Raw genomic sequence first — 18,207 nt, forward strand, 5'->3', positions numbered from 1 at the left:
GTCACAGGGCCTGGGAGACGCTGGACATGTTGAAGTCGGGCACGCGCAGGGCCGGGGTGGCGGTGCGGCTGAAGTAGTCGTCGCCCCACTCCCGGCTGAAGCTGGGCACGGTCGCGGAGGCGTGGCTGAAGCGGCCGAGCAGGTCCACCGGGCTCTCGTTGAAGCGGAAGTTGTTGACCACCCCGGTGATCTCGCCGCCCTCGACGAGGTAGACGCCGTCGCGGGTCAGCCCGGTGAGCAGCAGCGACTGGGCGTCGACCTCGCGGATGTACCACAGACACGTCAGCAGCAGGCCGCGCTCGGTGCCGGCGACGAGGTCCTCGACGCTGCCGGTCGCGCCGTCGACCTCCAGCACCAGGTTGTCGATGCCCGGGGTGACCGGCTGCCCGGTCATGGCCGCGGAGTGACGCGTCTGGAGCAGCGATACCAGCTCCCCGTCGCGGATCCAGTCGGTGCGTCCCAGCGGCAGGCCGTTGTCGAAGACCGACGACTCGTTGCCCGAGGAGGTCGCCACCTCGAAGGGGGAGCACGGCAGCGAGGGGTGGGCCGGGTCGGAGAACAGCCGCACGCCCCGCGCGGCCACCTGCTCGCCGATCCGGGTGCCGCCGCCGCGGCGGCTGTAGACCGACTGGCCCTCGTGGGCGACGCGTGCACCGGCCGACCAGTAGGCGTCGATCATGAGGTCGGCCACCGAGCCGGGGGGCAGGATCGTGTCGTAGCGCCCGGCGGGGAGGTCGACGCGCCGTGCGCCCCAGGCCAGACGGCGCGCGAGGGTCGCGTCCATCTCCAGGGCGTCGACCTCGGTGAAGTCGCGGGTGGCGCCGCCGACCCAGGCGCTCTGCGAGAGGTCGGTCGGCTTGCCGGTGCAGCCGTAGTGCCCGGTCGGCTGCACGTGGCGCAGCCGGAGCCCGGTCGACGAGCCGAGGTAGGTGGTGGTCATCTCGTGGTTGACGAACCCGTAGAGCAGGCGGTCCTCGGCACGCGCTCGCCCGAAGGCCTCCCCGAGCGCCGGGGCGAAGAGCCGGTAGACACCGATGTCGGTCGGCACGGGCGCCTCGTCCCAGTCGGGGGACACCCGCTCGGGGACCAGGTCGGCGGCGTCCTCGGCGGGCGAGGCCAGCCGGGCGGCGGCGTCGGCGGCGGTCACGAGCGCCGCCACCTGCTCCAGCGATCCGGCGCTGCCCGAGACGGGGGCGGCGGCCACGCCGTCGGCGGTGCGGGCGAAGGACACCACGGTGGCCGAGATGCGGTGCATGACGCCGTTGGTCGTCAGCGTGTTGGTGGCCCAGCGCAGGTTGGCGCTGGTCGCGTCGGTGACGACCACGACGCAGTCGTCGGCCTCCGACAGGGCCAGGGCGTGCTCGACGAGCTGCTGGGGAGTGGGGGAGGTGCTCGACATCAGTGACCCGCCTCGTCGGTGGTGTTGAGGATGCGCACGCCCCGGAAGAGCGCGGTGGGGCAGCCGTGGCTCACGGCCGCGACCTGTCCGGGCTGGGCCTTGCCGCAGTTGAAGGCGCCGCCGAGCACCCAGGTGTCGGGGCCGCCGACGGCCTCCATCGACCCCCAGAAGTCGGTCGTCGTGGCCTGGTAGGCCGCGTCGCGGACCTGACCTGCGAGCTCGCCGTCGACGATGCGGTAGAAGCGCTGGCCGGTGAACTGGAAGTTGAACCGCTGCATGTCGATCGACCACGACTTGTCGCCGACGACGTAGAGGCCGCGCTCGACGCGACCGATCAGCTCCTCGGTCGTCGGCCCCTCGGGGTCGGGCTGCAGCGACACGTTGGCCATGCGCTGGACGGGGATGTGCCCGGGGGAGTCGGCGTAGGCGCACCCGTTGGAGCGTCCACCGTTGAGCTCGGGCAGCATCGGCCCCATCGGCCGGTCGAGCTGGTAGCCGACGAGCACCCCGTCGCGCACGATGTCCCACTCCTGGGTCTCCACCCCCTCGTCGTCCCACCCGGTGGTGGCCAGGCCGTGCTCGACGGTGCGGTCGCCGGTGACGTGCATGACCGGGGAGCCGTAGCGCAGCGTGCCCAGCAGGTCGGGGGTGGCGAAGGAGGTGCCGGCGTAGTTGGCCTCGTAGCCCAGCGCACGGTCGAGCTCGGTGGCGTGGCCGATGGACTCGTGGATGGTGAGCCAGAGGTTGGAGGGGTGGACGACCAGGTCGTGCACGCCGGGCTCGACGCCCGGCGCGGCGAGCTTCTCGGCCAGCAGCTCGGGCACCTCGGCGAGCTCGGAGTCCCAGTCCCAGCCGCCGTCCCACGGGCCCTCGGTGCAGTACTCCCAGCCGCGGCCCACCGGCGGGGCGATGCTGGCCATCGAGTCGAACGCGTCGGCCGAGGAGCCCATGGCCTCGAAGCCGGGCATCATCCTGACCCGCTGCTGGGTGGTGCGGGTGCCGGCGAGGTCGGCGTAGTACTTGTTCTCCTGCACCTGGGCCAGGTGCGCGGAGGCGTGCTCGACGGCGGGGGAGCGGCGCAGCCGGTCGGTCCAGCCGACGAGCAGCGCAGCCTTGTCGGCCACCGGCACGTCGAGCGGGTTGACGACGTAGGAGGAGACCCAGGTGACGTCGTCGTGCACCGGCTCGGGCGCCAGCACCACCGGCTCCGCGGTCATGCTCGCGGCGACCTCGGCCACCCCGACCGCGGTCTCCGCCACGCGGCGGGCCTCCTCGGGGGTCAGCACCACGCCGGAGGCGAAGCCCCAGGACCCGCGGTGCACCACCCGCACGGCGAAGCCGAGGTCCTCGCTGTCGCTGGCGTCCTGGAGCACCCCGTCGCGCACCGCGAGCGACTGGTAGCGCACCCGCTCGAAGCGGAAGTCGGCGTGCGTGGCCCCCAGCTCGGCGGCCCGCGCGAGGGCGGTCTCGCCCAGCGACCGGAAGGGCAGCGCCAGGAACGTCGGGTCGAGCCTGGCCTGGTCGGGTCGCGCGGCACTCATGGCGCCGAACCTAGCCGACGCGGCCCGTGGGCGCCGCCCGTCAGTAGGGTGAGCGCCATGGAACCGCGCCCCGTCTCCCGCTGGCTGCCCGGTCGTCGCCGCCCCGCGCCGCCGACCGGCCCCGCCTGGCTCGGGCTGGGTGCCCAGCGCTCGGGCACCACCTGGTTCACCGAGCTGCTGACCCAGCATCCCGAGGTGGGTCTCGGCACCAACGGCAAGAAGGAGCAGCAGCTCTTCCACCGCGTCGCCGACGGCCTGGTGCCGGCCCAGGAGTACGCCGACCTCTTCCCCGCCGACGGCCTGCGCCGTGGTGAGTTCACCCCGCAGTACCTGCGCCACGCCTCGCTGCCGGCCTACGCCGCGGCCCACCTCGCCCCGGAGGTGCCGGTGCTGGTGCTGCTGCGCGACCCCATCGAGCGCTTCCGCAGCGCCATGCGGTGGGCCGGCACGCGCGGCAAGTCGTGGCCCTACCCGCTGCAGATCACGATGCAGACCTTCAGCGGCTTCTACGCCGACCAGCTCGACACCTGGGCCGCCGCGATCGGGCGCGAGCGACTCACGGTGATGGTCTACGAGCAGGTGCGACGCGACCCCCAGCCCGCCGTCGACGCGGTGTGGCGGGCGCTCGGCGTGGAGCCCGTGCCGCTGGCGCAGGTCGAGCGCGAGTCGACCTCCTCGAGCCGGGTCGAGTGGGACTGGCCCGAGGGGCTGAGCGACTCGCTGCGGGTGATGTACGGCCCGCAGCTGCCTCGGCTGCGTGACGACTGGGGCCTCGACCTCAGCGCGTGGACCCAGATGCTCTGAGCCGGGGACGCGCCGTCCCGGGGTCGCGCCGGGCCGCCGGCGACCGGGGCGGCCGCCCCGGTCAGGTCGGTCGCGACCGTCGCCACGGCCGCGACGGATCGGTCAGCGGCTGACGGCCAGCGTCGACCCCGACCGCCCCTTGCTGACCTGGAGGCGGGCCGTGATGCGGTCGCGCATCTCGCCGACGTGGCTCACGACGCCCACGACGCGTCCTCCGTCGCGCAGCGAGTCGAGCACGTCCATGACGTCGTCGAGGGTGTCGGCGTCGAGCGACCCGAAGCCCTCGTCGACGAAGAGGGTGTCGAGGTCGGCGCCGCCGGTCTCCTGTGTGATCACGTCGGCCAGGCCCAGGGCCAGGGCCAGGGAGACCACGAAGGTCTCCCCGCCCGACAGTGTCGCGGGGTCGCGCGACTCCCCGGACCAGTCGTCGCGCACGAGCAGGCTGAGCCCGCCGCGGGTCTCACCGGCGCCGCGGCGCCCGGAGTGCTCCAGGGCGTAGCGGGCGTCGGACATCCGGGCCAGCCGCTCGTTGGCCGCGGCCACCACCTGGGAGAGCCGGTAGGCGAGGACGTAGGCGGAGAGCCGCATCTGCAGGGCGTTGTCGGCGGCCTTGCCCTCGACGAACGTGGACAGGCCTGTCGCCAGCTCCAGCCGCTCGCGCACCGGGGCCCACTGCTCGAGGGCACGCTCCAGCTCTCGCACCAGATCGGTGAGCCGACCGCAGCGCGTGGTCCAGGTGGCGGCCACCGCGCGCGCCGACTGGAGCCCGGCCTCCGCGGCCTCCCAGGCGCGCTGCGCGGCGGCGGGGTTGGTGTCGGCGCCGTCGCGGGGACCCACGTCGCGCAGCTCGTCCTCGACCCGGGTCAGCGCCCGGTCGTGGGCGTCGACGTCCTCGGCCAGCCGCTGCACCTCGGGCTCCTCCAGCACCGCCGCCAGGGCGGCGCCCGGGTCGGCGAAACCGGCCTCGGCCGCGGTCTCGGCCAGACGCGTCCGGGCGTCGGCGGCGGCGACGCGCGCCCGTCCGAGGTCCTCCAGCGCCGTCCGAGCCTCGCGGAGGCGCTCGGCCTCGCCGCGCAACGAGGCAAGCAACGAGCCCAGGTCGCGGGGCTCGCCGTCGTCGTCGTCGCTGCCGTCGCCCTGGTCGCGGCGACCGACGCGCTCGAGCACGGCGGCGATCTCGGAGCGGATCTCGGCGATCTCGGCGGTCACTGCGCGGGCCGTGGCCTCGTGGTCGGCCACCGCGGCGTGCGCCGTCTGGAGGCGGTCGGCGAGGTCGCCACGCCGCTGCTCGAGTCGACGCTCCTCGGTCTGGAGGGACTCGACTTCCGCTGCGGCCGCCGAGGCAGTCGTGGCCTGCTCGCGCAACGCGGCGACGCGGGTCTCGAGCGCCTCGAGGGTCTCCCCGCCCGACCGCTCGAGGGCGAGGGCGTGGCGCGTCCTCAGGTCGCGCAGGTGCGACTCGCGCACGTGCTCGTCGGCCTTGGCGTCGTCGAGCGCGCGCTGTGCCTCCTTCTCCGCCGCCGCATCGGCCGAGCCGGGGGCGGCGACGGCCTTGGCCGGGTGCTCGGCGGAGCCGCAGACGGGGCAGCAGCCGCCGACGGCCAGGGCGCCGGCGAGCTCGGCGGCCATGGCCTCGATGCGGGCCTCGCGCACGGAGAGGAGGTGCTCGTGGGCCTGGCCGGTGGTCTCGCGGGCCTCCAGCCACACCTCGTGGGCCTGCGCGACCGACGTCTCCAGGCGGGTGGCCTCGAGGGCGGCCTCGAGCCGTGCGCTGGTCTGGTCGAGGTCGGCCCGGACGACGCCGAGAAGGGCAGCGGCGGTGCGTGCCGCGTCGAGACGCTCGCGTGCCGCGCCCAGGAGGGCCGGGAGCGCTGCGGCCTCCTCGGCGTCACGGGCGAGGTCGGCTCGCAGACGCTCCAGCGCGGCACCGGTCCGCTGCTCGAGGCGGAGCGCCGCGACGAGGCGCTCCTCGCGCGGCACCAGCGCGGTGACCCGTGCCGCAGCGGCGACCGCCGCGGCCTCGCGCTGCGCCAGGTCGTCGGCGGACGGACCGGTGGACGGGCCGTCGGACAGCCCGCGCCGGTCGCCGCCGGACAGGGCACCGAGGGCCGCCGCTGCCCGCCGCTCGGCGGCGTCCGCCGCCAGGGCGCTCTCCTCCGCCCAGCGGTGGAGGGGCGCGACGACCGCGGCCCGCCGGGCCTCGGCGAGCCGCACCCTGCGTCGCTGCTGCGCCGGCTCCTCGGCGACCAGTCGGCGGTGCTCGGACTCGGCGGCGCGGCGGCGACGGTCCCGCTCGGCCGCGAGCCGGGCACGCTCGAGCGCCTCGCGGGTCTCACGCTCGTCGAGCGCGGCCGCGGCCACGGCCTCGGTGGTCGCCGCCAGCGACGAGGTCGCCAGCGCGCGCAGGTCGCGACCCCACGCCAGCAGGGTGCCGTCGGCCGCCAGCAGGTCGAGGCCCGGCACCGTGTCGACGGTCGTGTCGACGGTCCTGGCGGCGCCGGCCCCGGTGACGGCGCCCGCGGCTGCGCCGGGCGGGGCGTCGGGCGGGGCGTCGGGCGCGGCGTCAGGCGGGGCGTCAGGCGTGGCGTCTGCATCGGCGGCTCCAGGGGCGAGGCCCGGAAGCGCGGCGTCGGCGGCCTCGCTGACCCGACTGACCAGGTCGGCGACGCCCTCGCGGCGCGACTCGGAGTCGCGGCGCAGCGCGGTGCGGTGCTCGCGCAGCCAGCGCTCGACGTCCTCGAAGCGTCCGGTGCGGAAGAGCTGCTGCAGGAGTCGGTGGCGCTCCTCGGAGCGGGCGCGGAGGAAGGCCTGGAAGCGGCCCTGCGGGAGCATGGCGACCTGGGTGAACTGGGCGACGTTCATGCCGACCAGGCCGGTCACCAGCTGGCCGGTCTCGTCGAGCCGGGTCGACAGCGTCGTCCACTGCCCGCCGACCCGCTCGGCGATGACGACACTGGCCTGCTGCGTGGTCATGCCGGTGCCGCGCCGCTTGGGCCGCTCCCACTGCGGGGAGCGGCTGATCCGGAAGCGGCGTCCGGAGAGCGTGGCCTCCAGCTCGACGCGGGGCGCCACGCCCTCGGCGGCGTGGTCGGAGCGCAGCCGGCGCGCGGCGTTGCGGTCGCCGGGCACGTCGCCGTAGAGCGCGAAGCACACGGCGTCGAGCACGCTCGTCTTGCCGGCGCCGGTCGGGCCGGTCAGCAGGAAGAGGCCCGCGGCCGAGAGCTCGTCGAAGTCGACGGAGACGGTGTCGGCGAAGGGGCCGAAGGCGGTGACCTCGAGGTGGTGCAGCCGCATCAGAAGAGCCGCCCGTCGGCGGCGGCGGCGGAGGCGGCCAGCAGCATCTCCGGGTCGGGCCGGTGGTCGGACTCCTGGTCGGAGCCGTGGTCGCCGGGGCGCCGCACCGGATCGAGGTCGGGGTCGTCGCAGCAGGCGTCGACGGCGCGCCGCAGCAGCGCCCGCTCGGCCGGGGAGGCCTCCTCGCCCCTCATCGCGGTCATGAACTCCAGCGCGATGTCGTGGTCGCTGCGCCCCTGGGTGCGGCTGGACGGCACCGCTCCGACCGTGACGGGGGTGCTGTCGAAGCCCAGGACGAGGGTGTGGGGGAAGCGGCGCCGCAGCCGCTCCATGGCCTGCGCGGGCCGGCCCGCGTCGGTGAGGGTGACCTGCACCCAGGACTGCTCGTGCTCGGCGAGTCGCGGGTCGCCCAGCAGGGTCTCCAGCTCGCCCCGCAGTCGGGCGAGCGGGCGGGGGACCGGGGCGTCGACGAACTGCGCCGACAGCCTCGCCGTGCCCTCGCCGGGCGCCGCGGGTGCGCCGAGGTCGACCAGCCAGGACCCCTTGCGGTGGGTGGCCTCGGAGAAGGAGTACGCCAAGGGCGATCCGCTGTAGCGGACCGCGTCGGTGAGGGTGTGACGGCCGTGCAGGTGCCCGAGCGCGGTGTAGTCGACCCCGTCGAAGACCGAGGTGGGCACCAGCGAGACGCCGCCGACGCTGATGTCGCGCTCGGAGTCGCTGGGCTCGGCGCCGGCGACGAAGGCGTGGGCGAGCACGACCGAGCGGGTGCCGGGACGACCGGCCAGGTCGGCGCGCACGCGGCGCACGGCCTCGGTGAGGGCCGCCTGGTGGGAGCGGGAGGTCAGGCCCCACGGCTCGCGCACGGCGTCGGGGTCGAGGTAGGGGAGGCCGTGGACGGCCACCGGGCCGTGCTCGTCCTCCAGCACCACGGGGCGCCCGACGGTGGCGGGGTCGGTGCGCAGGTGCACGCCGGCGGCGTCGATGAGCCGCGCGCTGAAGCCGAGCCGCTGCGCGGAGTCGTGGTTGCCGCTGGTGACGACCACCCGGGCCCGCGACGCGGCCAGCCGGGAGAGCGCCTCGTCGGCGAGGCGGACAGCGTCGACCTGGGGCAGCGCACGGTCGTAGACGTCTCCGGCCAGCACCACGAGGTCGACCCGCTCGGCCTCGACGACCTCCAGCAGGTGGTCGACGTAGGCCGCCTGGTGGGTCAGCATCCCCTCGCGGTGGAACGACCGGCCCAGGTGCCAGTCGGAGGTGTGCAGGATGCGCATGGGAAGAACCTACGAGGGGCCGCCGACACTGCGGGGGACCCACGCCGCGCGGCCCCGGGACGGGGTCCCGGGGCCGCGCGGTCGCCGCCACGGAGGCGGCGCGGGGAGGTCGCCCGTCAGCCCTTGAGGGCCGCCATGTCGATGACGAAGCGGTAGCGGACGTCGCTGCCCACGACGCGCTCGTAGGCCTCGTCGATCACGGCCGGCTCGGGGGCCAGCACCTCGACCTCGGCGCCGATGCCGTGCTCGGCGCAGAAGTCGAGCATCTCCTGGGTCTCGCGGATGCCGCCGATCTTGGAGCCGGCCAGGCTGCGGCGCATGCCGGCCAGCGAGAAGGCGTGGTAGGTGTCGGCGTCGGCGGGGATGCCGACGTTGACCATCGCGCCGTCGAGGCGCAGCAGCGAGAGGTACTTGTCGACCGGCAGCGTCGCGGCCACGGTGTTGACGATCAGGTCGAAGGTGCCGGCGAGGGACTCGAAGGTCTCGGGGTCGGAGGTCGCGGCGTAGTGGTCGGCGCCGAGACGGCGGCCGTCCTCCTCCTTCTTCAGCGACTGGCTGAGCACGGTGACCTCGGCGCCCATGGCCGCGGCGATCTTCACACCGAGGTGGCCCAGGCCGCCCATGCCGACGATGGCGACCTTCTTGCCCGGCCCGGCGCCCCAGTGGTGCAGGGGGGAGTAGGTGGTGATGCCGGCGCACAGCAGGGGAGCGGCCACGTCGAGCTCGATGCCCTCGGGGATGCCGAGGGTGTAGTCCTCGTGGACCACGATCTGCTTGCTGTAGCCGCCGTAGGTCTCGACGCCGTCGTAGTCCTTGCCGTTGTAGGTCGGCACCTCGCCCTTGAGGCAGTACTGCTCCTCACCGGCGCGGCAGTTCTCGCACTCGCGGCAGGAGTCGACGAAGCAGCCGACGCCGACGCGGTCGCCCACGGCGTACTTGGTGACGCCCGGGCCGACCTCGGCCACGGTGCCGGCGATCTCGTGGCCCGGGACCATCGGGAAGATGCCCTCGGCCCACTCGTTGCGGGCCTGGTGGATGTCGGAGTGGCAGATGCCGCTGTAGGCGATGTCGATCAGCACGTCGTGCTCACCGACGGCGCGGCGCTCCACGGTGCTGGTCTCGAACGCAGCGCTCGGGGTCGGCACGGACAGGGTGGCGGTGGTGCTCATGGGGTCGTGCTCCTCTGGTGTCGCGGATGAGGGACGACTCCACGCTAGGCAGGCGCGGGCCGAGATCCGCCCACCCCCTTGGGTCAGACACCGTCGGAGCGGGCAACGTCACAATGCGCCGAGGGCCGCCGGTGACCGCGCTCAGACGTAGCGCACGGTACGCCGCGGCGAGGTGAAGCCCCACAGCTCCAGGCCGCTCTGCGCGGCCAGCTGCGCCGACAGGCTGGTCGGGGCACCGACCGAGACCAGGGAGCCGAAGCCGGCGGTGACCGCCTTCTGCACCAGCTCGAAGCCGGCACGTCCGCTCACCACCAGGCAGGCGCCACCGGGTCGCTCCCCGGCCATCGCCCGGGCGCCGCTGACCTTGTCGACGGCGTTGTGGCGACCGACGTCCTCGCGCACCAGGACCGCCTCACCGTCGGCGGTGAAGAGCCCGGCGGCGTGGATGCCGCCGGTGCGGGCGAAGACCGGCTGCCGCTCGCGCAGCAGGTCGGGCAGACGGCGCACGACGTCGGCGGTCGGCGTGGCGCCCTCCCAGCGTGCGCCGCGCGCGATGTCCAGCACCGCCGAGACGCTGTCGGCGCCGCAGACGCCGCAGGCCGAGGACCCGGCCGAGAGGGCGTCGTGGCGGTGGCCCGGCGGCCGGGCCGGGGGCTCGGCCAGGGTGAGGGTCACGACGTTGAACTCCTGCTCCGGCGCGAGGTCGACGTCGGTGCAGTAGGCGATGCCCGCGATGCCGGCGGGCCCGGGCAGTCCCTCGTGCACGGCCCACCCCGCCGCGAGCTCGAAGTCGTGACCGGGGGTCCGCATCGTCACCCAGGCCCGGTGGGCCTCGGCGCCGGGCCAGGCGAGCCGGATCTCGAGCGGCTCCTCGGTGACCAGCCGGTCCTCGTGGCGGCGGACCTCGTCGGGCGCGTCGCCGTCAGGGCCGGCTCGGTGCTCCTCGACCCGCGTGCGGACGGTGGGCCCGGGACGCCGGGCGCGGGCACCGGGAAGGCCGCGCGCTGCGCCGCTCATGCGCCGAAGGCCCGGGCGACGGCCAGGCGGTGCTCGAGGTCGTCGGTGGCGTCGACGACGCGGCGCCGCACGGTGGCGTCGAGGCCCGGGGCGTCGGCCGCGGCGTGCAGCGCCGCGACGGTCTCGTCGCGCAGCGAGGTGAGGGGGAAGAAGGCGGTGACGACCTGGCCGAGCACCCAGCCCTGGTGGACCTCGGCGATGGTGGGGAGCGCCTGGAGGTAGCGGTCGACGTAGGGCTCGGTCAGGTGCTCCTGACCGGGGCGCCACAGCCCGAGGCCGGCGGCCTCGAGCTCGTAGTTGGTGGCGGGGACGGCACCGGTGAAGCGCTCCCAGGCGAACTCCTTGGCGGCGGCCTCGGGCAGCGACGCGACGGCCCTCGCGTGCTCGACGCGGGTGCGGGTGGTGGGCTCCTGGGCCAGCCAGCGGTCGAGGGCGGACCGGTCGGTGGCGCCCAGCGCGGCGAGCCGCACGAGCAGGCGCCAGCGCAGCTCGTCGTCGACCTCGACGCCGTCGGGAAGTCCCTCGCCGGCGATCCAGTGCTCGAGGCGGTCGGCGGGCGCCGTGGCGGCGGCGGCCTGGAAGGCGGCGAGCTGGAGGGTCGAGCCGGCGGGAGCGGCGAGCGCCCCGGCCAGCCCCGCCTCGTGCACCCGCGCCGCGGCGTCGTCGCCGTCGGTGGTCAGCGGCAGTACGTCGCGCAGCAGCCACGGCACGGTGAAGGCGATGGCCGCGTCGCTGTCCTCGGTCGGCAGCCAGGCCTCGACGAGGTCGACCACCGCGGCCGGCGCCACCGCGGCGTGGTGGTAGCCGCTGCGCACGCCGTTCCAGACCCCGGCCCGCAGCAGCGCGTCGTCGGTGCGGGGGAGCAGCGCGGGCAGCTGGGCCAGCGTCGCGGCGTCGGGCTCGACGACGGCCCACGTGTCGTCGTAGGGGTCGAGCACCACCGCGGCCCCCGTCTCCGGCTCGTACGCCGTGCGCCCGCCCCGGGTGGTGACCCGGGTCAGCGCCCACGGGCCGGTGCCGGCGGTGCCGCCGGCCGGATCCGTCGCGCGGGCGGTCGCGACGCGGAAGGTGTGCGACCGGTCGGCCGGGCTGCCCGGCGGCGGCGTGCGCACCAGCGCGCCGGCGGCGCGGTCGAGCACGATGCGGTCGGGCCCCGCGGTGACCAGCCAGCCGCGGGTGAAGTCCGAGAGGTCGCCGGCGCCGGCGCGCTCCCAGCTCGCGAAGAGGTCGTGCATGGTCGCGTTGCCGAAGAAGTGGCTGCGGAAGTGGTCGACCGCGCCGGCGAGGAAGACCTCGTCGCCCATCGTGGCGTTGAGCTGCTTGAGGATGCTGGAGCCCTTGGCGTAGGAGATCCCGTCGAAGTTCTGCAGGGCCGCCGTGGCGTCCTCCTCGCCGTTGCCGGCGACCGGGTGGGTGCTGGGCCGCTGGTCGGCCAGCAGGCCCCACTGCCGGCGCGAGAAGGAGTTGTAGACCCAGGCGTCGGTGTACTCGGTGACGTCGGCGGTGACCCGGTTGCCCATGTACTCGGCGAAGGACTCGTTGAGCCACAGGTCGTCCCACCACAGCGGGGTGGTGATGTTGCCGAACCACTGGTGGGCCATCTCGTGGGCCACGGTCGTCGCACGCTGGATGCGCTGGCCGCGGGTCACCTTGCTGGAGAAGACGAGCTGGTCGCGGAAGGTGACGCAGCCGGGGTTCTCCATGGCACCGGCGTTGAACTCCGGCACGAAGGCCTGGTGGTAGTCGCCGAAGGGGTAGCGGATGCCGAAGAGACGGTGGAACTCGTCGAAGCACTGCTTGGTCATGGTCAGCAGCTCCTCGGCGTCGGCGTCGAGGTCGGCGGCCAGGCTGGCCCGTGCGCTGAGGCCCAGGGGGATGCCGTCGTGCTGGTCGCGCACGAGGTGGTAGGGCCCGGCGACCAGGGTGACGAAGTAGGTGGACAGCGGCTGGCTCGCCTCCAGCTCCCACACGCCGGGCTCGGGGTTGGTGGCCGGGGCGTTGCCGATCACGACCCAGTCCTCGGGCGCGGTGACGTGCAGCGTGTAGGGGGCCTTCAGGTCGGGCTGGTCGAAGCAGGCGAAGACGCTCGGGGCGGCGTCCATGAAGGACATGCCGTAGACGTAGTGGCGCCCGTCGGCGGGGTCCACCGAGCGGTGCAGCCCCTCGCCGTCGTTGCGGAAGGCCATCACCGCGTCGACGACGAGCTCGTGGGGACCCTCGGTGGTCTCGAGGGGCAGCCGCCCGCGTCGCAGGAGGTCGACGTCGACAGGGTGCCCGTCGAGGTGCACGGAGCGCAGCGAGGCCGGCTTCAGGTCGACGAAGGTCGTCCCGCCGCGAGAGGTGAACCTCACGGTGGTGACCGAGCCGAAGGTCTCGGTGTCGGAGGCGAGGTCGAGGCGCAGGTCGTAGGACTCGACGTCGAGCAGCGCGGCGCGGGCGACCGCCTCCGCGCGCTTGAGCCCACCGGGGGCGGCGGCCTCGGCGGAGGCGGTGGGGTCGGACGGCGGGGCGGTCGGGGTGTCGGCGGAGCTCACTCCCTCACCCTAGGACGTGCCTCCCACGGTCACGATCGGGCCACGGTCACCAACCTGCCCGGCCCGGCGTGCAACCAAAAGGGTGAGAAGCACGTCACCCTTCACGAGGGACGCAGACCGCGCCCTCGCCACACAGGAGGAATGAGGACGCGATGACGCGACCCAGCACCACGCGCCGGGGCCGGGCCCTGGTCGCCAGCACCGCCGCAGCCGGACTGTTTCTCGGGGCCGCAGCCGTCGCCTCTGGGCCGGCACAGTCCGCCGAGCCCGCCGAGGACTGCATCCCCACCTACCCCCAGGAGCAGATCACCGCGGACGCCGCGGTGACCGGCCTGACCGTCTCCGAGGGCACCACGCCCGAGGCCTTCGAGGGCTCGATCATCGGCGTGCTCGACGACGGGATCGCCCCCGGCGTCGACATGATCATGGCCGACCTCACCTCGCCGGCCATCGACGCGGCCGGCGGCATCTGGTCGGGCATGTCCGGTTCGCCGGTCTACATCGACGGCCAGCTGGTCGGCGCCGTCGCCTACGGCCTGTCGTGGGGGTCCTCGCCGATCGCGGGCATCACCCCCTTCGCCGAGATGGACGACTACCTCACCTCCGGCACCCGCCGCGTCGACGTCGACGCCCGGACGGCCCGCCAGATCGCCGCGAGCTCCGACGTCACCGCGAACCAGGCCGAGCAGGGCTTCCGCCAGCTCCGCATGCCGGTCGGCATCAGCGGGATGACGCAGAAGCGCATCGACATGGTGCGCGAGAGCGACAAGAAGTACTTCTCCGAGCAGACCTACGCGGTCGGCGCCGTGGGTCGCGCGGCCGCGGCCGACGCCACCGAGGAGACCATCGTCGCCGGCGGCAACCTCGCCACCACGCTGTCCTACGGCGACGTGACCGCGGGCGCCGTCGGCACCGCCACCTCGGTCTGCGGCGGAGAGGTGGTCGGCTTCGGCCACCCGTTCGCCTTCTTCGGCGAGACCACGCTGGGTCTCAACCCGGCCGACGCGATCTACGTCCAGCCCGACAGCCTGGGCGCGCCCTTCAAGGTCGCCAACATCGCCCCCGCCGTCGGCACCATCACCGACGACCGCACCACCGGGATCACCGGCACCTTCGCCACGCTGCCCGACACCACCACGGTGGCCTCGACGGTCAGCTTCGACGGCCGCGAGCGCACCGGCAGCAGCGACGCCTACGTCAAGCGCTTCCTCGCCGACACGGTCTTCGGCCAGCTGCTGGTCAACCACGACCGCGTGCTCGACTCCTACATCCCCGGCACCGAGGCGCAGAGCTGGACCATCACCGGCACCGACGAACTGGGTGCGCCCTTCGAGATCTCCTCGGCCGACACCTACGTCTCGGACTACGACATCTCCTTCGAGTCGGTCTTCGAGCTGGCGGACCTCGCCTACGCCCTGAGCCGCATCGACGGCGTCCAGGTCGACGACATCACCGTCGACAGCGACGTCGACACCTCCACCGACACCCTCAAGGTGACCGGTCTGCAGCAGCGCAAGGGCGGCGAGTGGACGACGATCGGGCGCCGCACCAACCTGGTGGCCAAGGCCGGGAGCACCCTCGACCTGCGCGCCGTGCTCACCGCGGTCGACGACACCGTCACCTACGCGCCGGTCTCGGTGAAGATCCCGTCGCGTGCCAAGCGCTCGGCCTTCCTCGTCGTCCAGGGCGGTGCCTCGGACTACACCAACAACTACCGCATCAAGTCGGTGGCCCAGGCCGTCAAGGCCTACGCCGACCCGGTCCGCAACGACGAGGTCTCCGCGGAGCTCTACGCCAACGGCAAGGGCCTGCGACGCTCCTTCGTCACCCAGAGCGGTCCCTACGACGAGGTCGTCCGCGGCCAGCGCTACGTCGACATCCGCGTGCGTCGCTGACGCGACCGCACCACCCTCACAGCACCACCCTCACAGCACCACCCTCGCAGCACAGCGCGACCCGCACAGACGACGGCGGGCCCGGACCACCTGGTCCGGGCCCGCCGTCGGCGTGTGGGGGGCTCGCTCAGAGCCGCACGAGCATCTTGCCGGTGTTGGCGCCGCTCAGCACGCCGAGGAACGCCTCGACGGCGTGGTCGAGCCCGTCGGCGAAGGTCTCCCGGTGCTTCAGCGAGCCGTCGGCCACCCAGGCGCCGGCCTTCTCGTAGAACGCCGAGGCCAGGTCGTAGTGGTCGGTCACGATGAAGCCCTGCAGCCGCAGCCGCTTCTGCACCACCATCATCATGTTGCGGGGGCCCGCCGCCTGGCTCGGGTCGTTGTAGCCCGCGATCATGCCGCAGACGGCCACCCGGCCGAAGTCGTTGAGGTGCGTGATGGCGGCCTCGAGGTGCTCCCCGCCGACGTTGTCGAAGTAGACGTCGACCGGGCCGTGCTCGCCCAGCCGGTCGCTCACCCGGCCGTCGTGGTAGTCGAAGGCGGCGTCGAAGCCGAGGTCGTCGGTCAGCCACGAGACCTTGTCGGCCGAGCCGGCGGAGCCGATGACCTTGCCGGCGCCCAGCAGACGCGCCATCTGGCCCACGGAGGAGCCGACGGCGCCGGCCGCACCGGACACGAAGACGGTCTCGCCCTGCTTCATCTCGGCGATGCGGGTGAGGCCGACGTAGGCGGTCAGCCCCGTGCTGCCGAGCACGCCGAGGTAGGTCGAGGCGGGCAGCGTGGAGACGTCGAGCCTGCGCACGGCCTTGCCCGACACCACGGCGTGCTCGCGCCAGCCCAGCCCGTGCAGCACGGTGTCGCCGACCTCGATGCCCTCGGCGCGCGACTCCAGGACCTCACCGACCGCGGCCCCCTCGAGGGGGGCGTCGAGGGCGAAGGGGGGCACGTAGGACTTCGCGTCGTTCATGCGTCCGCGCATGTAGGGGTCGACCGACATGACGTCGGTGCGCACGAGCACCTCGCCCTCGCCGAGGTCGGGGAGCGTCGTGGTGACGAGGCGGAAGTCGTCGGGCACGGGCGCGCCGGAGGGTCGTCGGGCCAGGTGGATCTCGCGGGTCTCGGTGGTCATGTCCTCGATGGTGCCACCGGCTCCCGAGGGGCCACGGAGGTGGTGCTGACAGGGGGTCGACGGGTGCGCGACATCACAGCCTCGAGGATGAGGTGCGGTGTGTAGCAGTCGCTACGATGTAAGAGTCGAAAACGACGATGACCAATGACAGGTGTGCGGGTACCCGTACGCCGGACGCCGGCCCCGAGACGGGGCGAAAGGGATGAGAGACACCATGAACTCGCAGCTGTACGTCGCCTACGGGATCTCCTCGACGAGGTTCCGCCCCGAGCGTGAGGCGACCGAGCGGCGGAACCTGGGTCTCCTGCTGGCGCACCGCCGACGCGTGCGCCTGGGCCTCGAGCCCGCCGAGGACTGAGCCCGGGCCGCCGGAGGGACTCCGGCGCCCCGGACGGTCGACGGGCCCCCGACACCACTCCGGTGTCGGGGGCCCGTCGTACGTCGTGGCCCGGCCCGCCTGGGGCCGGGGCCGGGTCCTACGGCTGCACGGCCAGGGCGAACTCGACCTTGCCGTCGGGGTGCACGGCGGCGTCGAGGATCTTGTCGTCGAGCAGCAGCGCGGCGGTCTGGTCGAGGTAGACGGTGGCTCCGTCCTGCTCGACGGTGACGTCGCCCGGCTCGGGCGCCGCGGCGGTCGACACCAGCAGCGCCGGCTCCACCTCGCTCTCGGAGACGATGCGGAGGCCGGCTGCGCCGGGCTGGCCCGGCTGGGCCGCGAGGTCGGTGACGATGGACTGGGCGTTCTCGGTCAGGAAGAGCACGTGCTCGCCTTCCGATGGGGTGCGGGGGGACCACTCGAACGTCTCTCGGCTGGGCGCTGAGGTCAAACCGGACGACCTCCCGGGCGTGTCTGGGAGGCTGCTGGCATGGACGAGACCACGCAGCAGCCCCCGGCCCCGACCCCCGACCACGTGCGCGAGCCGGGCCGAGACCCCGCGACCCGGCGGGCGGTCGACCTCGAGCGCATAGGGGAGCGCCGCTACAAGGCCACCAACGGCCGCGGTGGCGTGCTGCCGGTCGGGTCGGGCGACGACCCCGACTTCACCCCGGTCGAGCTGCTGCTCGCCGCCCTCGTCGGCTGCGGGGCGGTCGACCTCGACCACGTCACCGGCAAGCGGTCGCCCTTCGCGTCCTTCGCGGCGCGGGCCGAGGGGCACAAGGTGCGCGACGAGCAGGGCAACCACCTGGTGGACCTGCGGGTCACCTTCGACGTGACCTTCCCCGAGGGCCCCGAGGGCGACCGGGCGCGCGAGGTCGTGCCCCGCACCCTGCAGATGGTGCAGGAGCGCCTGTGCACGGTGGGGCGCACGGTCACCCTGGGCGAGCCGGTCACCTACGCCGCGGGCGACCTGGGCCACTGAGCCCCCGGCGCCCGGGGGTGGGGCCGCGGGCCGGTCAGCCGACGGTGACGCTCTCGATGTCGACCGGCGTGGCGGGCGCGCCGTCGCCGGTGCCGTTGTCGGTGCCCTCGTCGCCGATCTCGGTGAGCAGGTCGAGGCCGGCGTCGTCGATGGTGCCGAAGACGGTGTAGTCCGGCGGCAGCGGCGACTCCTCGTAGACCATGAAGAACTGCGAGCCACCGGAGTCGGGGTACATCGTCTTGGCCATGGCCAGGGTGCCGGCCGGGTAGGTCTCCTCGCCGGTCAGCTCGTCGGGGATGGTGTAGCCGGGCCCGCCGGTGCCGGTGCCCGTCGGGTCGCCGCACTGGAGCACGTAGATGCCCTCGGTGGTGAGGCGGTGGCAGGTGGTGCCGTCGAAGTAGCCCTGCTCGGCGAGGCTGACGAAGGAGTTGACGGTGCAGGGCGCGGCGTCGGCGTCGAGGGTCAGACCGATGTCGCCGGCGCTGGTCGCGACGTCGGCGCTCACCTCGCCGCTGACGGTGGGGGTCGTCTCGGGCGGGTCGACCTCCTTGGCGGGCTGGCCGTCCTGCGGGTAGTCGCAGGAGCCCGACCCGGCGGCGGACCCGTCGTCGGAGGGGGAGCCGGAGGCGCTCTCGGAGGTGGCGGGGCTCGCGGCGGAGGTGTCCTCGGCCGTCGGCTCCTCGTCGGACCCGCAGGCGGCGAGCGAGGTGAGGCAGGCGACGACGGCGACGGCGGCCAGGGGGCGGGTCGCGGCGCGGCGGGCGAGGACACGGGGGGCGGGTCGGGTGCGCATGGC

Annotated in this window: 14 protein-coding genes; 4 read left to right on the forward strand and 10 right to left on the reverse strand. The window is 74.2% G+C overall.

Features of this window, described 5'->3' with window-relative positions:
- Nucleotide 1 precedes the first annotated feature (1 nt).
- Together IR170_RS00415 and IR170_RS00420 are read right to left on the reverse strand one after the other, a co-directional pair.
- Nucleotides 2–1,399 (reverse strand): metallopeptidase TldD-related protein, encoded by a 1,398-nt coding sequence (locus IR170_RS00415; RefSeq protein ID WP_193660802.1) that lies wholly within the window; start codon nucleotides 1,397–1,399, stop codon nucleotides 2–4.
- Entirely contained in the window at nucleotides 1,399–2,940 is a 1,542-nt protein-coding gene (locus tag IR170_RS00420) for a TldD/PmbA family protein (protein ID WP_193660803.1), read from the reverse strand. The genes IR170_RS00415 and IR170_RS00420 overlap by 1 nt, the downstream gene beginning before the upstream one ends.
- Nucleotides 2,941–2,997: 57 nt before the next feature.
- Here IR170_RS00420 and IR170_RS00425 point away from each other — a divergent pair, with 57 nt between their 5' ends.
- Complete coding sequence (locus tag IR170_RS00425) at nucleotides 2,998–3,744, forward strand: sulfotransferase family protein (protein WP_193660804.1); 747 nt, start codon at nucleotides 2,998–3,000, stop codon at nucleotides 3,742–3,744.
- Between the two features lie 102 nt (nucleotides 3,745–3,846).
- Here the strand turns inward: IR170_RS00425 and IR170_RS00430 are convergent, their stop codons facing one another.
- The 5 genes from IR170_RS00430 to pepN form a co-directional block, all read right to left on the reverse strand.
- On the reverse strand, nucleotides 3,847–7,038 hold the full coding sequence (locus IR170_RS00430) for an AAA family ATPase (protein WP_193660805.1): 3,192 nt from the start codon (nucleotides 7,036–7,038) through the stop codon (nucleotides 3,847–3,849).
- Entirely contained in the window at nucleotides 7,038–8,309 is a 1,272-nt protein-coding gene (locus tag IR170_RS00435; RefSeq protein ID WP_193660806.1) for an exonuclease SbcCD subunit D, read from the reverse strand. Before IR170_RS00435 ends, IR170_RS00430 begins: the two co-directional genes overlap by 1 nt.
- Before the next feature lie 116 nt (nucleotides 8,310–8,425).
- On the reverse strand, nucleotides 8,426–9,478 hold the full coding sequence (locus IR170_RS00440; protein ID WP_193660807.1) for an NAD(P)-dependent alcohol dehydrogenase: 1,053 nt from the start codon (nucleotides 9,476–9,478) through the stop codon (nucleotides 8,426–8,428).
- Between the two features lie 141 nt (nucleotides 9,479–9,619).
- Nucleotides 9,620–10,495: a formate dehydrogenase accessory sulfurtransferase FdhD gene (locus IR170_RS00445; RefSeq protein WP_193660808.1), complete on the reverse strand. Its 876-nt coding sequence runs from the start codon at nucleotides 10,493–10,495 to the stop codon at nucleotides 9,620–9,622.
- Nucleotides 10,492–13,029 (reverse strand): aminopeptidase N, encoded by a 2,538-nt coding sequence (gene pepN / locus IR170_RS00450; RefSeq protein ID WP_193660809.1) that lies wholly within the window; start codon nucleotides 13,027–13,029, stop codon nucleotides 10,492–10,494. The genes IR170_RS00445 and pepN overlap by 4 nt, the downstream gene beginning before the upstream one ends.
- Nucleotides 13,030–13,181: 152 nt before the next feature.
- On the opposite strand from pepN, the gene IR170_RS00455 reads away from it, so the two are divergent.
- On the forward strand, nucleotides 13,182–14,924 hold the full coding sequence (locus IR170_RS00455; protein WP_193660810.1) for a SpoIVB peptidase S55 domain-containing protein: 1,743 nt from the start codon (nucleotides 13,182–13,184) through the stop codon (nucleotides 14,922–14,924).
- A gap of 127 nt (nucleotides 14,925–15,051) precedes the next feature.
- On the opposite strand, the gene IR170_RS00460 is transcribed toward IR170_RS00455, so the two are convergent.
- Entirely contained in the window at nucleotides 15,052–16,050 is a 999-nt protein-coding gene (locus IR170_RS00460; protein ID WP_193660811.1) for an NADP-dependent oxidoreductase, read from the reverse strand.
- 214 nt (nucleotides 16,051–16,264) lie between these two features.
- On the opposite strand from IR170_RS00460, the gene IR170_RS00465 reads away from it, so the two are divergent.
- Nucleotides 16,265–16,408 carry a hypothetical protein gene (locus IR170_RS00465; protein ID WP_156697893.1) on the forward strand — a complete coding sequence of 48 codons (144 nt, stop codon included), beginning with the start codon at nucleotides 16,265–16,267 and terminating at the stop codon, nucleotides 16,406–16,408.
- 118 nt (nucleotides 16,409–16,526) lie between these two features.
- Here IR170_RS00465 and IR170_RS00470 read toward each other — a convergent pair whose 3' ends face one another.
- On the reverse strand, nucleotides 16,527–16,811 hold the full coding sequence (locus IR170_RS00470) for a hypothetical protein (protein WP_056864468.1): 285 nt from the start codon (nucleotides 16,809–16,811) through the stop codon (nucleotides 16,527–16,529).
- A gap of 105 nt (nucleotides 16,812–16,916) precedes the next feature.
- On the opposite strand from IR170_RS00470, the gene IR170_RS00475 reads away from it, so the two are divergent.
- Nucleotides 16,917–17,411, forward strand: coding sequence for an OsmC family protein (locus IR170_RS00475; protein WP_193660812.1), 495 nt, complete (start codon nucleotides 16,917–16,919; stop codon nucleotides 17,409–17,411).
- 34 nt (nucleotides 17,412–17,445) lie between these two features.
- Here the strand turns inward: IR170_RS00475 and IR170_RS00480 are convergent, their stop codons facing one another.
- Nucleotides 17,446–18,204 (reverse strand): peptidylprolyl isomerase, encoded by a 759-nt coding sequence (locus IR170_RS00480; RefSeq protein WP_056864467.1) that lies wholly within the window; start codon nucleotides 18,202–18,204, stop codon nucleotides 17,446–17,448.
- Nucleotides 18,205–18,207: the final 3 nt, after the last annotated feature.

It is taken from the genome of Nocardioides kribbensis (assembly GCF_015070375.1).
GTDB lineage: Bacteria > Actinomycetota > Actinomycetes > Propionibacteriales > Nocardioidaceae > Nocardioides > Nocardioides kribbensis.